12 protein-coding genes are annotated in these 12,850 nt (G+C 67.1%); 10 read left to right on the forward strand and 2 right to left on the reverse strand.

Annotated elements, in window-relative coordinates; genetic code table 11:
- The first annotated feature begins 165 nt into the window (after nt 1-165).
- The 5 genes from rpsF to zipA all read left to right on the forward strand — a co-directional run bounded on the left by rpsF (nt 166) and on the right by zipA (nt 5,947).
- The gene (rpsF, locus tag N5C18_RS18535) at nt 166-603 is read left to right on the forward strand and encodes a 30S ribosomal protein S6 (RefSeq protein WP_049445625.1); all 438 of its coding nucleotides are present in this window, start codon (nt 166-168) and stop codon (nt 601-603) included.
- A gap of 11 nt (nt 604-614) precedes the next feature.
- Nucleotides 615-845, forward strand: a complete 231-nt coding sequence (gene rpsR, locus N5C18_RS18540) for a 30S ribosomal protein S18 (RefSeq protein WP_002804494.1) — start codon at nt 615-617, stop codon at nt 843-845.
- Between the two features lie 105 nt (nt 846-950).
- Nucleotides 951-1,400 carry a 50S ribosomal protein L9 gene (gene rplI / locus N5C18_RS18545; protein ID WP_006452981.1) on the forward strand — a complete coding sequence of 150 codons (450 nt, stop codon included), beginning with the start codon at nt 951-953 and terminating at the stop codon, nt 1,398-1,400.
- A 259-nt stretch (nt 1,401-1,659) separates the two neighbouring features.
- The gene (gene smc, locus N5C18_RS18550; RefSeq protein ID WP_279945367.1) at nt 1,660-5,163 is read left to right on the forward strand and encodes a chromosome segregation protein SMC; all 3,504 of its coding nucleotides are present in this window, start codon (nt 1,660-1,662) and stop codon (nt 5,161-5,163) included.
- Nucleotides 5,164-5,209: 46 nt separating this feature from the next.
- On the forward strand, nt 5,210-5,947 hold the full coding sequence (gene zipA / locus N5C18_RS18555; RefSeq protein ID WP_279945368.1) for a cell division protein ZipA: 738 nt from the start codon (nt 5,210-5,212) through the stop codon (nt 5,945-5,947).
- A 177-nt stretch (nt 5,948-6,124) separates the two neighbouring features.
- On the opposite strand, the gene N5C18_RS22800 is transcribed toward zipA, so the two are convergent.
- Nucleotides 6,125-6,328: a hypothetical protein gene (locus N5C18_RS22800; protein WP_306463708.1), complete on the reverse strand. Its 204-nt coding sequence runs from the start codon at nt 6,326-6,328 to the stop codon at nt 6,125-6,127.
- Here N5C18_RS22800 and N5C18_RS18560 point away from each other — a divergent pair.
- Nucleotides 6,236-6,577, forward strand: coding sequence for a transposase (locus tag N5C18_RS18560; protein ID WP_306463707.1), 342 nt, complete (start codon nt 6,236-6,238; stop codon nt 6,575-6,577). The genes N5C18_RS22800 and N5C18_RS18560 overlap by 93 nt on opposite strands.
- A gap of 80 nt (nt 6,578-6,657) precedes the next feature.
- On the opposite strand, the gene N5C18_RS18565 is transcribed toward N5C18_RS18560, so the two are convergent.
- Nucleotides 6,658-7,782, reverse strand: a complete 1,125-nt coding sequence (locus N5C18_RS18565; protein ID WP_279945370.1) for a pyridoxal phosphate-dependent aminotransferase — start codon at nt 7,780-7,782, stop codon at nt 6,658-6,660.
- Between the two features lie 231 nt (nt 7,783-8,013).
- Here N5C18_RS18565 and ligA point away from each other — a divergent pair, with 231 nt between their 5' ends.
- From ligA to N5C18_RS18585, 4 genes are all read left to right on the forward strand, one after another.
- Nucleotides 8,014-10,485: an NAD-dependent DNA ligase LigA gene (gene ligA / locus N5C18_RS18570; RefSeq protein ID WP_279945479.1), complete on the forward strand. Its 2,472-nt coding sequence runs from the start codon at nt 8,014-8,016 to the stop codon at nt 10,483-10,485.
- A gap of 49 nt (nt 10,486-10,534) precedes the next feature.
- A complete protein-coding gene (locus N5C18_RS18575; protein ID WP_053450216.1) occupies nt 10,535-11,020 on the forward strand; it encodes a GNAT family N-acetyltransferase in 486 nt (161 codons plus the stop codon).
- A complete protein-coding gene (gene epmA, locus N5C18_RS18580; RefSeq protein WP_279945371.1) occupies nt 11,017-11,973 on the forward strand; it encodes an EF-P lysine aminoacylase EpmA in 957 nt (318 codons plus the stop codon). Before N5C18_RS18575 ends, epmA begins: the two co-directional genes overlap by 4 nt.
- 139 nt (nt 11,974-12,112) lie before the next feature.
- Nucleotides 12,113-12,841: a DUF3011 domain-containing protein gene (locus N5C18_RS18585; RefSeq protein WP_053511315.1), complete on the forward strand. Its 729-nt coding sequence runs from the start codon at nt 12,113-12,115 to the stop codon at nt 12,839-12,841.
- The last annotated feature ends 9 nt before the right edge of the window (nt 12,842-12,850 follow it).

Genomic DNA, 12,850 nt, shown 5'->3' on the forward strand with positions numbered 1-12,850 from the left:
GCGCCCCGGTTCAGCTTCGTCCGGCCCCGCCCCGGTTGCCCGGCACCCCCATCTGCGCCATAATGCGCGGCTTCCTGCCTTCCTGGCGGGAATCCTTGCCCCACCGCGGTCTCAACGGCGGGGGGCTGTCCGGCCGCAAGGCCACATCCGAAAGGTAGAAAAAACATGAGTCGTCATTACGAAATCGTGTTCATGGTCCACCCGGACCAGAGCGAGCAGGTCCCGGCCATGATCGAGCGCTACAAGTCGCTGGTCGAGAACGGCAACGGCACCATCCACCGCCTGGAAGACTGGGGCCGCCGCCAGCTGGCGTACCCGATCCAGAACCTGGTGAAGGCGCACTACGTGCTGCTGAACATCGAAGCCGACCAGGCCGTGCTGAACGAGCTGACCGAAAGCTTCCGCTTCAACGACGCCGTGCTGCGCAACCTGGTCATCAAGCGTGACGAGGCTGACACCGAGCAGTCGCTGATCATGAAGAGCAAGGACGAGAAGGGTGACAAGCCGGAGCGCGGTGAGCGCCGTCGTCGTGACGACGAAGAAGGCGAGTCCACCACCACCGCTGACAACGAAGCCGGCGACGACGCCGCTTCCGCCGCCTAAGGAGCCTTCCCATGTCCAAGTTCTTCCGTCGCCGCAAGTTCTGCAAGTTCACGGCTGAAGGTGTGAAGGAGATCGACTACAAGGATCTCAACACCCTGCGCCAGTACCTGACCGAGAACGGCAAGATCGTGCCGAGCCGCGTCACCGGTACCAAGTCGAAGTACCAGCGCCAGCTGGCGACCGCCGTCAAGCGCGCTCGCTTCCTGGCCCTGATCCCGTACACCGACAACCACGACGTCTGATGCCCGGCGGGGCGGCCCGGTGCCGCCCCCGCTGTGCCAGCTATTCGGACAGCCTTTGTTGCGGGGCGTCGCCTCGCTAACGAATAACTCATCTGGAGCAATACCATGCAGCTGATCCTCCTGCAGAAAGTCACCAACCTCGGCAACCTGGGCGACCTGGTCGACGTGAAGCCGGGCTACGGCCGTAACTTCCTCGTGCCGCAGGGCAAGGCCGTTCCGGCCACCGAGAGCAACAAGGCCGAGTTCGAAGCCAAGCGCGCCGAGTACGAAGCCAAGGCCCAGGCCATCCACGCCGACGCTGACGCCCGCAAGGCCAAGCTGGAAGGCGCGAGCGTGACCATCGCCGCCAACGCTTCGACCGAAGGCAAGCTGTACGGCTCGGTCGGCGCCCGTGAAATCGCCGATGCCTTCACCGCTGCCGGCCTGCCGGTCAGCAAGAGCGAAGTCATCCTGGGCGAAGGCGCCTTCCGCAACATCGGCGAATACGACGTGCTGGTCCACCTGCACGCCGACGTCGAGACCACCGTCAAGGTCGTCGTCGTCGCCGAAGCCTGATCCCGCGCCGCAAGGCCTGGAATCACCGCAGAACGGGCGCCCGCAAGGGTGCCCGTTTTGTTTTATGGCCCGCTTTCTCAGCGTTGCGCCACGCCTGGCCGGCGGGGCGGGGCCGGACAATGTTCCACGCCCATTCGTAGAACACGGCCACATCGGTATACTCAGGGCGTCACACCCGTTCCACGGGCATCGATCCCAACAGGATCAATGACTTGGAGGGTAAACGCAGGCCGCTTGCCGGCCCCAGTCCGGAACCCCTATGCGTCTTTCCACGATCAAGCTGTCCGGCTTCAAGTCGTTCGTCGATCCGACCACCCTGCACCTGCCGACCAACATGACCGGCGTGGTGGGGCCCAATGGCTGCGGCAAGTCGAACATCATCGACGCCGTGCGCTGGGTCATGGGCGAAAGTTCGGCCAGCCGCCTGCGCGGCGACTCGCTGACCGACGTGATCTTCTCCGGCTCCAACGCCCGCAAGCCGGTCTCGCAGGCCACCGTCGAGCTGATCTTCGACAACTCCGACCATACGATTTCCGGCGAATACGCCTCGTTCAACGAAATCTCGGTCAAGCGCACGGTCAGCCGCGACGGCACCAGCAACTACTATCTCAACGGCACCAAGTGCCGTCGCCGCGACATCACCGACCTGTTCCTCGGCACCGGCCTGGGCCCGCGCAGCTACTCGATCATCGAGCAGGGCATGATCAGCCAGATCATCGAGGCGCGCCCGGAAGACCTGCGCGTGTACCTGGAAGAGGCGGCCGGCATCTCCAAGTACAAGGAGCGCCGCAAGGAAACCGAGACCCGCATCCGCCATACCCGCGAGAACCTGGACCGGCTGGGCGACCTGCGCGACGAGATCAGCAAGCAGCTCGAGCACCTCAAGCGCCAGGCCCGGCAGGCCGAGCAGTACCAGGCCCTGCAGGAAGAGCGCCGGGTCAAGGACGCCGAGTGGAAGGCCCTGGAATTCCGTGGGCTCGACGGCCGCCTGTCGAAGCTGCGCGAAGGCCTGTCGCAGGAAGAGACCAAGCTGCAGCAGCTGATCGCAGACCAGCGCGATGCCGAGGCCCGCATCGAGACCTCGCGCGTGCGTCGCGAAGAGGCCGCCGATGCGCTCAATACCGCGCAGGCCGCGGTCTACCAGGTCGGCAGCACGCTGGCGCGCCTGGAACAGCAGATCCAGCACCAGCGCGAGCTGTCGCAGCGCCTGCACAAGGCGCGCGACGAGACCCGCCAGGCATTGGCCGAGCTGGGCCAGCACATCAGCGGCGATGAGGCCAAGCTGATGGTGCTGCGCGAGGCGGTGGAGGCCGCCACCCCGCAGCTGGAGGAGCTGCAGGAAGAGAACGAGATCAAGCAGGAAAGCCTGCGCGAGGCCGAGGACCGGCTGGCCAGCTGGCAGCAGCGTTGGGAACAGCACACCTCGCAGAGTTCGGAAGCCTCGCGCGCCGGCGATGTCGAGCGTACCCGCGTGGACTACCTGGACAAGCAGGTCCTCGACGCCGACCGCCGCCGCGAAGCACTGGCCGCCGAGCGCGCCGGGCTGGACGTGGACGCGCTGGAAGAAGCCTTCGAGCAGCTGCATCTGCAGCACGACACGCAGAAGACCGCGCTGGACGAACTGGGCGAAGAGGTCGAACACCGCAAGCAGGGCGTGGCAGCCGTGCAGGAGCAGCAGCGCAACGGCCAGAACGAACTGGCCGAACTGCGCAAGCAGGCCAATGGGCTGCGCGGCCGCCTGGCATCGCTGGAAACCCTGCAGCAGGCCGCGCTCGGCCAGGAGCAGGGCGCCGCCGTGGCCTGGCTGAAGGCGCATGGACTGGATTCGGCGGCGCGTGTCGGCGAACGCCTTGATGTCGATGCTGGTTGGGAAAATGCGGTCGAAAGTGCGCTCGGCCAGTTGATCGAAGGCGTGCTGGTCGATGACCCGGACGGGCTGGTCGATGCGCTGGGTGAGCTGGGCGAAGGTCACATCGCGCTGGTTGCCGACGATGATGCGGACCTGAAGGTTGCCCCGACCTCGCTGGCGGCACGCGTGCGTGGCCCGGCCGCGATCCGTCGCCTGCTGGCGCACCTGCACGGTGCACGTGATCTGGCCGAGGCGAAGACGCTGCAGGCCAGCCTGCCCGAAGGCGATTCGATCATCACCCAGGGCGGCGAGCGCCTGGGCCAGGGCTGGCTGCGCGTTTCGCGCTCGGGTGCGGCCCAGCAGGGCGCATTGCTGCGCGAACGTGAGATCAACGAACTGCGCGAGCAGATCGAGCAACTGCAGGATCGCGAGGCTGAGCTGGAAGAGCAGCTGGCCGGCTTCCGCGAGCAGTTGCAGGCCGCCGAGCAGCAACGCGAAGACGCGCAGCGCACGCTGTACCAGGCCCATCGTGCGGTGTCCGAGCTTGCCGGCCAGCTGCAGGGCCAGCAGGGCAAGGTGGAAGCCGCTCGTACCCGCATCGACCGCATCGAAGGTGAACTGAAGCAGCTGCAGGAAACGCTGGAAGCCAACAACGCGCAGGCGCGTGAAGCGCGCTCGCGGTTGGAGAATGCGGTCAGCAGCATGGGGGATCTGGAATCAACCCGGCAGCGCTTGGAGGGCGAACGCCGCCAGCTGACCGAGGCGCGCGACCTCGCCCGTGATGCTGCGCGTGCGGTGCGCGAACGCTCGCATTCGCTGGCGCTCACCCTGGAATCGCAGCGTGCGCAGCTGGCGTCACTGAGCCAGGCACTGGAGCGCATGGGTACCCAGCGCGGGCAGCTGGATTCGCGCCTGGGTGAATTGCACTCGCAACTGGATGAAGGTGATTCGCCGGTTGAATCGCTGCAGGCCGAGCACCAGAACGCACTGGAAGAACGTGTGCGTGCCGACCGCGCGCTGACCGAGGTGCGCACGCTGCTCGATGGCATCGATGCCGAGCTGCGCAACTACGAGCAGACCCGTCATCAGCGCGACGAGCAGGCGCTGGCCCAGCGCGAGCGTATATCGCAGCGCAAGCTGGACCAGCAGGCGCTGGTGCTCAGCGCGGACACCCTGCAGGGCGCGGTGGAGAAGGCCGGTTTCGTGCTGCAGGACGTACTCAACGCACTGCCCGAGGACGCCCGCCTGGGCGACTGGGAGCAGGCCGTGCACCAGATCGACGGCCGCATGCGCCGGCTGGAGCCGGTCAACCTGGCGGCCATCCACGAGTACGGCGAGGCTTCGCAGCGTTCGGAGTACCTGGATTCGCAGCACACCGACCTGACCACGGCGCTGGAAACACTTGAGGACGCCATCCGCAAGATCGACCGCGAAACCCGTGGCCGTTTCAAGGACACCTTCGACCGCGTCAACGCAGGCGTGCAGGCGCTGTATCCGCGCCTGTTCGGTGGCGGCCATGCTTATCTGGAACTGACCGGTGAAGACCTGCTCGACACCGGTGTGACCATCATGGCGCGTCCGCCGGGCAAGCGTGTCTCCAGCATCTCGCTGCTGTCCGGTGGCGAGAAGGCGATGACCGCGGTGGCGCTGGTGTTTGCCATCTTCCAACTGAACCCGGCGCCGTTCTGCCTGCTGGACGAGGTGGACGCGCCGCTGGACGAAGCCAACGTCGGCCGCCTGGCCAACATGGTCAAGGAAATGAGCGAGAAGGTGCAGTTCCTGTTCGTCAGCCACAACAAGGCCACGATGGAAGCCGCCCACCAGCTGTCGGGCGTGACCATGCGCGAGCCGGGCGTCAGCCGCCTGGTCAGCGTGGACCTGGAAGAAGCTGCGCGATTGGCGGGCGCGGCCTGACGTGCCATCCTAGTTACCTGAATGAACTAGCCGGAGAACCTATCGAATGTCCGACACGGCACTGTTGCGCATCGGCATCCTGGCCGCCGGCCTGCTGTTGATCGCCGCGATCTTCCTGTTTGGCCGTCCGAAGAAGAAGCCCCAGGGGCGCCGCGTGGAAAGCGCGGAGCCAAGCAGTGGCGAGCGCCGCGAGCCGGTGATGGGCGAGGATGGCGTCGCCGTGGCCGATGGCCGGGTCGAACCGGGCATGGGCGGCGAAGGCGAGCAGGCCGAACTCGGCCTGGCCGACACCGACGCCGGGGCCAGCGATCTCGGCAAGCGCGCCACCCAGGACTTCGACAAGATCGTCTCGTTGTTCGTGGCCGCCCGCGCCGGCGAGCAGCTGCGCGGCGAGGACATCGTGGTCGCGGCCGAAAAGACCGGCCTGGTGTTTGGCCACATGAATGTCTTCCACCGCCTGGTGGAGGCCCATCCCGAGCGCGGCCCGATCTTCTCGATGGCCAGCATCATGAAACCGGGCAGCTTCGACATGGCCAACATCCGCGCCATGGAAACCCCGGCGATTGCCTTCTTCCTGACCCTGCCTGCGCCGCTGACCGCGCTGGACGCCTGGGAGAAGATGCTGCCGACCGTGCAGCGGATGGCCGAACTGCTGGATGGCGTGGTGCTGGATGACAGCCGCAATGCCCTGGGCCGCCAGCGCATCGCGCACATCCGCGATGAGCTGCGTGCCTACGACCGCCAGCACCAGGCACCGCCGCTGACCAAGACCCCGCGCTGGTAAAACCGGATGTGCCGACCAACGGTCGGCACCCACCGTCGGCCGTTGTTCGGTATCCCCGGGTAGATCCACGCCATGCGCGGATGGCGTTGTGTAGAGTCGAGCCATGCTCGACTGGGGCCTTCCCTACACATCTGACCGCATTCAAGCGATATCCGACCGGACCCGGTCCGGTAATGCTCAGGCATGCCCAGCCCACGTCTCCTGAAAGGTCGTTGGTCGCAATCCCGGAATGTCTACGCGATCACCACGATCACTCACCGCCGTCAGCGATTCTTCGATGACGCCGATCTGGCGGCACTCGCGGTGGCGACGCTGCAGCGCCTCCAGCAGGAGGGCCGATGTATCAACCTCGCTTGGGTGGTCATGCCGGACCACATTCATTGGTTGATGCAGCTTCGCGGAGGAACGCTTGCTGCTTCGGTGCAGATCATGAAATCCCGGTGCAGTAGGTTGTCAGGAACCGACGGGCCACTTTGGCAGCGGGGGTATTACGACCACGCTGTGCGATGTGATGAGTCCCTGCGGAGTCAAGCACTGTACATTGCCGCCAACCCTGTCCGTGCGGGCCTGGCGGAACAGTTGGGCGAGTACCCGTTTGCGTGGTGCCGATGGTTTGATCGGGCCCCGTAGGGTATGAGTCGAGCATGGCTCGACTCTACAAATGGCCCTGTCTGGCGTGCCGACCAACGGTCGGCACCCACCCGGCGGGGTTATGCCGGTACGCCGGCCACCTTCGCGAACGCTTGGCGGAATGCCGCCATCTCCTCTTCGGTGCCCACGGTGACGCGCACGCGCTGCGGCCAGATCGGCCAGCTGCGCCCGATCACCACGCCGTTCTCCGCCATGGCCTTGGCGAAGGCGCCACCGTCGCGCTGGACATCGACCACGAAGCAGTTTGCCTCCGAGGGCAGGCAGCTGAAGCCGCGCTTGCCCAGCCATGCAAGGGTGGTCTGTCGTGCCTTCGCATTCTGCAGTCGTCGCTGCGCGATCAGTTGCGGGTCGCGAAGGCTGGCCAGTGCCGCCGCCAGTGCGGGCACCGGCAACGGGTTGTCGCCGAGGCTGGCCAGCTCACGCAGGCGGTCGGGATGGGCCGCCGCAACGCCCAGTCGCAGGCCGGCCATGCCGTACAGCTTGGAGAACGTGCGCAGCACGATCAGGTCATCGCGCTGTGCAACCTGTGTGATCAGGCTCGGCTGCTCGCTGTACTGCAGGTAGGCCTCGTCGACCAGAACGCGGGTCGACGCCGGCTTGTGGGCCAACAGCCAGACAAGCTCATCCGGCGGGCTGATCGAGCCGGTCGGATTGTTCGGGTTGCACACATACAGCAGCCCGGTGGGGCGTGCATGCGCGGCGGCGACCATCGCGCGCAGGTCGTGTGCGCCGTCGTCGCGCAGCGGAACCTTCTGCACGTGCGCACCGTGCGCGGCGGCGACTTCACCCAGCGTCTCGAAAGTGGGGTCGGCCACCACCAGTCCCGCCTGCGGACCGGTCCACAGCGTGGCAGCACGGTTCAGTGGTTCACTGGAGCCGGGGTACAGGCGCACGTGGTCGGCGGAAATGTGCGCCTGCTCGATGAAGGCGTCGCGGACCTGGCCCGCCAGCGCGAAGCGATAGCGGCCGCACTGGGCGATGCTGTCGCGCGCCGCCAGCTGTGCTGCAGGCGAGGGGCCGTAGGGGCATTCGTTGAAATTCAGCAGCACGGCGCCGTCGGCAGGGGCAGGCGCCGCGACAGCGGCGGGCTGTGCCTGGCCGAGGCGGGGCAGGCCGCTGCCCGCCAAGGCGAGGCCGGCACCGGCCAGCTGCAGGAAGTGGCGGCGGGAGGCAGGCAGGGTCACGGGCGGGATTCCAGAGGGCAACCGACGCACGCTAACGCTGGTGGTGATGGGCGGCAAGCCCGCTTGTTGTGGATTCGAGCCATGCTCCATTGGAGATGTGCCAACCAAGGTTGGCACCTGCCAGGGCGGGGGAGCGCCAGTCGAGCATGGCTCGACGCTACAAAGGGCGCCGGCGTTACAGGGCCTGACGGCCGGGCGCGGTAGAATTCCCGGCCATCCCAGAACCACCGGATCCCGATGAGCCCCAGCCCCGCCGAACGCGCCGAAGACCTTCGCCGGCAGATCGCCCAGGCCAACCGCGCCTACCACGAGCTGGATGCGCCGGAGATCCCCGACGTCGACTACGACCGGCTGGTGCGCGAGCTGGAAGCGCTGGAGCGCGAGCATCCGGAGCTGGCACGTGCCGACAGCCCGACCCAGCAGGTCGGCGCCCGTCCCTCCGGCCGTTTCCCGGAAGTACGCCACGCGGTGCCGATGCTGTCGCTGTCCAATGCCTTCAGCGATGAGGAAGTGGCCGATTTCGTGCGCCGCATCGATGAGCGCCTGGGCCGTCGCAGCCTGCAGTTCTCGGCCGAGCCGAAGATGGATGGCCTGGCGATCAGCCTGCGCTACGAAGAAGGTCATTTCGTGTTGGGCGCCACCCGCGGCGATGGCAGTACCGGCGAGGACGTGACTGCCAACCTGCGTGAGATCGGCGACATCCCCAAGCGCCTGCATGGCAAGAGCTGGCCCGACGTGCTGGAGGTGCGCGGCGAGGTCTACATGGCCCGCGCCGACTTCGAGGCCTACAACGAACGTGCGCGCCAGCAGGGTGGCAAGGTGCTGGCCAACCCGCGCAATGCCGCCGCCGGTTCGTTGCGCCAGCTGGACCCGAAGATCAGCGCGCAGCGCAGGCTGAGCTTCTTCGCCTACGGCACCGGCGAGGTGCAGGGCGGCGAACTGCCCGACACCCATTCGGGCACGCTGGCCCAGCTTGGCGCCTGGGGCTTCCCGGTCAGCGCGCTGTGCAAGGTGGTGGAAGGCACCGACGGCCTGCTCGGCTATTACCGCGATATCGGTGAGCGCCGCGATGGCCTGCCGTTCGACATCGATGGCGTGGTCTACAAGCTGGATGATCGCGCCGGCCAGCAGGCGATGGGCTTCGTCTCGCGTGCGCCGCGCTGGGCCATCGCGCACAAGTTCCCGGCGCAGGAACAGAGCACCACCGTGGAGGCGATCGAGATCCAGATCGGCCGCACCGGTGCCGCGACGCCGGTCGCGCGGCTGGCGCCGGTGGCGGTGGCCGGTGTGATCGTGTCCAACGCCACCCTGCACAACGCCGACCAGATCGCACGGCTGGATGTGCGCGTGGGCGATAGCGTGATCGTTCGCCGCGCCGGTGACGTGATCCCGGAAGTGGTCAGCGTCATCCTCGACCGCCGCCCGCCGGGCACCGCGCCATGGCAGATGCCGACGCGCTGCCCGGTGTGCGGTTCGGAGATCGTGCGCGAGGAAGGCGCTGCAGCATGGCGTTGCTCGGGCGAACTGTCCTGCCCGGCACAGCGCAAGGAAGCCATTGCCCATTTCGCCTCGCGCCGCGCGATGGACATCGATGGTTTGGGGGACAAGTACATTGAAACCCTGGTCGACGCGGGCATCGTCAAGAGCGTGGCCGACCTGTACCGCCTCAACCGCGACCAGCTGCTGCACCTGAAGCTGGTGCTGGATGCTGAAGACCCTTCCGCACTGGCCGCCGCGCTGAAACTGCACCTGCCGGCCGAAGGCAGCGGTGCGGTGCTCAACGCGGTGCTCAAGCTGGATGGCACTGATCCGGGCTGGCGCGCACAGGCGCTGGTACAGCCGGCCAGCTTCGATTGGAACACGAAGAAGATCGCCACCAAGTGGGCCGACAACCTGATCGCGGCGATCGATGCAAGCCGCGCCGCCACGCTGGAGCGACTACTGTTCGCGCTCGGCATCGAACACGTGGGCGAGAGCACGGCCAAGGCGCTGGCGCAGTGGTTCGGTGATCTGGAGCTGATCCGCCACCTGCCGTGGCCGTTGTTCAAGCGCGTGCCCGACATCGGTGGCGAAGTGGCCCGCTCGCTCGGCCATTTCTTCGAGCAGCAGGGCAACCAGCAGGCCATCGATGACCTGCTGAAGGTCGGCCAGGTGCGCATCAGTGATGTGCATGCACCCAGTGCAAAGCTGCGCGAAGGCCTGGATCTTGCGCAGCTGCTGGTTGAATCGGAAATCCCCGGAATCACGCGCCTGCGCGCGGAGAAGCTGGTGGCGGCGTTGCCGGGCGCCCAGGCGGTGCTGGATGCCGAACATGGCCAGTTCGTCAACGCGGGCCTGCCGGACGACACCGCGCGCGGCCTGGCGCAGTGGCTGGACGCCGAAGGTCATGGCGTGATGCTGCTGGCGGCCGAAAAGGCGATGCAGCTGATCCTGGCCAAGGCGCCGGCGCTGGCCGAGATCGTGGCCGGCCCGCTGGACGGGCAGACCGTGGTGCTGACCGGCACCCTGGCCCAGCTCACCCGCGATGCCGCCAAGGAGCGCCTGGAGGCACTCGGTGCCAAGGTCTCCGGCAGCGTCTCGAAGAAGACCAGCTTCGTGGTGGCCGGTACCGAGGCGGGCTCCAAACTGGACAAGGCGCAGTCGCTGGGCGTGCCGGTGTGGGACGAGGACCGACTGCTGGCCTACCTCGCCGAACACGAATGATGACTTCGCCGGGTGCCTCGCGCCCGGCCTGAAACACAAAGGAACACCGATGCAGACCGCCCCGCTGGATTTCCGCCTCGCCACCCGCGCCGACGAGGAACGGTTGATCGCGTTGATGCGCGAGTTCTATGCCGAAGACAGGATCGACTTCGATGATGCGCGCGTGCGTCGCGGCGTGGATGCACTGCTGGCCGACCCGCGCAACGGCGAAGTGCTGCTGTGGTTGGACGAGGCGGCTGACGTGGTGGGCTACGCGGTGATCGCGATGGGCTTCAGCCTGGAACAGGGCGGCCACTTCATGCTGCTGGACGAGCTGTACCTGAGCCATCGCGCGCGCGGTCGTGGCCGTGGCAAGCAGGCGCTGGCCATCTGCGAACAGCGCGCCCGCGGGCGGGGCGTCAGCCGGCTGCGCCTGGAAGTGAACCACCACAATGAACTGGCGCGCCGCCTGTACCTGGCCAGCGGCTACATCGATGACACCCGTGACCTGCTGACCCTGCCGCTGGACCATCCGCGTCCGGAGGGGATCCTGTGAGCGCGGCCCTGCTGCGCACGCTGCAGCAGCGCGCGTCACTCAATGCGCTGGTGCGTCGCTTCTTCGCCGAGCGCGATGTGCTGGAGGTGGAGACGCCGATCCTGTCGGTGGCGGGCAACACCGAACCGAACATCGACAGCTTCCATACCGATTTCACCGGCCACGTCGATGCCGGCGGCCGCCGCCGCTGGCTGCGCACCTCGCCGGAGTATCCGCTCAAGCGCCTGTTGGCGGCCGGTGTTGGCGACTGCTATGAGCTGGGCCGGGTGTTCCGCAACGGCGAGGCCGGTGGCCGCCACAACCCGGAGTTCACCATGCTGGAGTGGTACCGGGTCGGCTGGGACCACCACCGGCTGGTGCAGGAAACCGCCGAGCTGGTCGGCCAGGCGCTGGCCCTGGTCGGGCGCAGTGCATCCCTGCGCGTTCTGAGCTACTGCGAGCTGTTCCAGCAGCATGTGGGCGTGGACCCGTTCGACGCCGATGAGGCCGCACTGCGCGCCGCACTGGGCGATGTGCATATCGATCCGGTCGGCCTGACCCGCGATGACTGGCTGGATCTGTTGATGACCCACCATATCCAGCCGCATTTCGATGACGCGGTGATGACCGTGGTGCATGACTGGCCCGCCAGCCAGGCAGCATTGGCCCGCATCCGCCCCGGCACGCCGCCGCTGGCGGAACGCTTCGAGTTGTACCTGGGGCCGGTGGAGCTGGCCAACGGCTATCACGAACTGAACGATGCCCACGAGCAGCGTGCGCGTTTCCAGCGTGACCTGCAGCGTCGGCATGAGCGCGGCCAGGTGCAGCCGGCGCTGGACGAAGCGTTGCTGGCCGCATTGCCGTCGTTGCCGGCCTGTGCCGGCGTCGCCGTCGGCGTCGACCGCCTGCTGATGGCGATGAACCGCACGCCACGCATTGCCGATGTGCTGGCCTACGACTTCGCCCATGCGTGAGCGCAGCGCTTTGCTGAACATCGAAGACTGAACGGATTGCTGCGTTCGCGCGCTTGCTTCGGCAAGCAGGATGATGCTCTTATCACGGCAGATGCGAGACACTGGCATCGGAATTCGTCCACTCCTGTTGGGGAAGGCATTGGTCAAGTGGTTTGCGGTCGTCGCTGCTCCGGTGTACTCCATCGCGCTCTGGGGTGCCTGGCTGCCGTCCTCGGCGTCTGCCCAGCAGGTTGGCTACGACGATGCAGTGGTGACCTGCGAATCGCGTGACATGGCGTGGGTGCATTGCGATATCGATGTCAGCAATGGCGTCGACCTGGTCCGCCAGCTGTCCAACAGCAGCTGCATCCGTGGCAGCGAGTGGGGGACCGACCGCAGTGGCGTCTGGGTCACCCTGGGCTGCCGCGCCGAGTTCCGCGCGCGTCGCGCTGCCGGCGCCACGGCTGCGGCCACTGAAGGCAAGCGCCTGGTCCGTCGCGTGGTGCGGTGTGAATCCAACGGCCGCCCGCAGAGCTGCCCGGTGCGCCTGGATGGCGCCCCGGTCCGCCTGCTGCGACAGCTGTCGGCGCTGCCGTGCCGGGAAGGGCAGGGCTGGGGCTACAAGCGCAATGAGGTGTGGACCAGCCGCGGTTGCCAGGGTGATTTCGAGGTGGCCGATGATGAGGGCCGCTTCGTCGACGTGCCGCGCAGGCTGACCTGCGAATCGAAGTCGAAGAAGCGCCGCTTCTGCGGCGCCAGCATCTCGGTGGGGGCTGCCGTCTCCGAGCAGCTGTCCAACACGCCGTGCGAGGAGGGCAGCACCTGGGGCTGGAACCGCAACGGGATCTGGGTGGACGGCGGCTGCCGCGCCGAATTCCTGGTGAACTGAGCCGGGCAG

It is taken from the genome of Stenotrophomonas sp. GD03930, assembly GCF_029839665.1.
Lineage (GTDB): Bacteria > Pseudomonadota > Gammaproteobacteria > Xanthomonadales > Xanthomonadaceae > Stenotrophomonas > Stenotrophomonas forensis.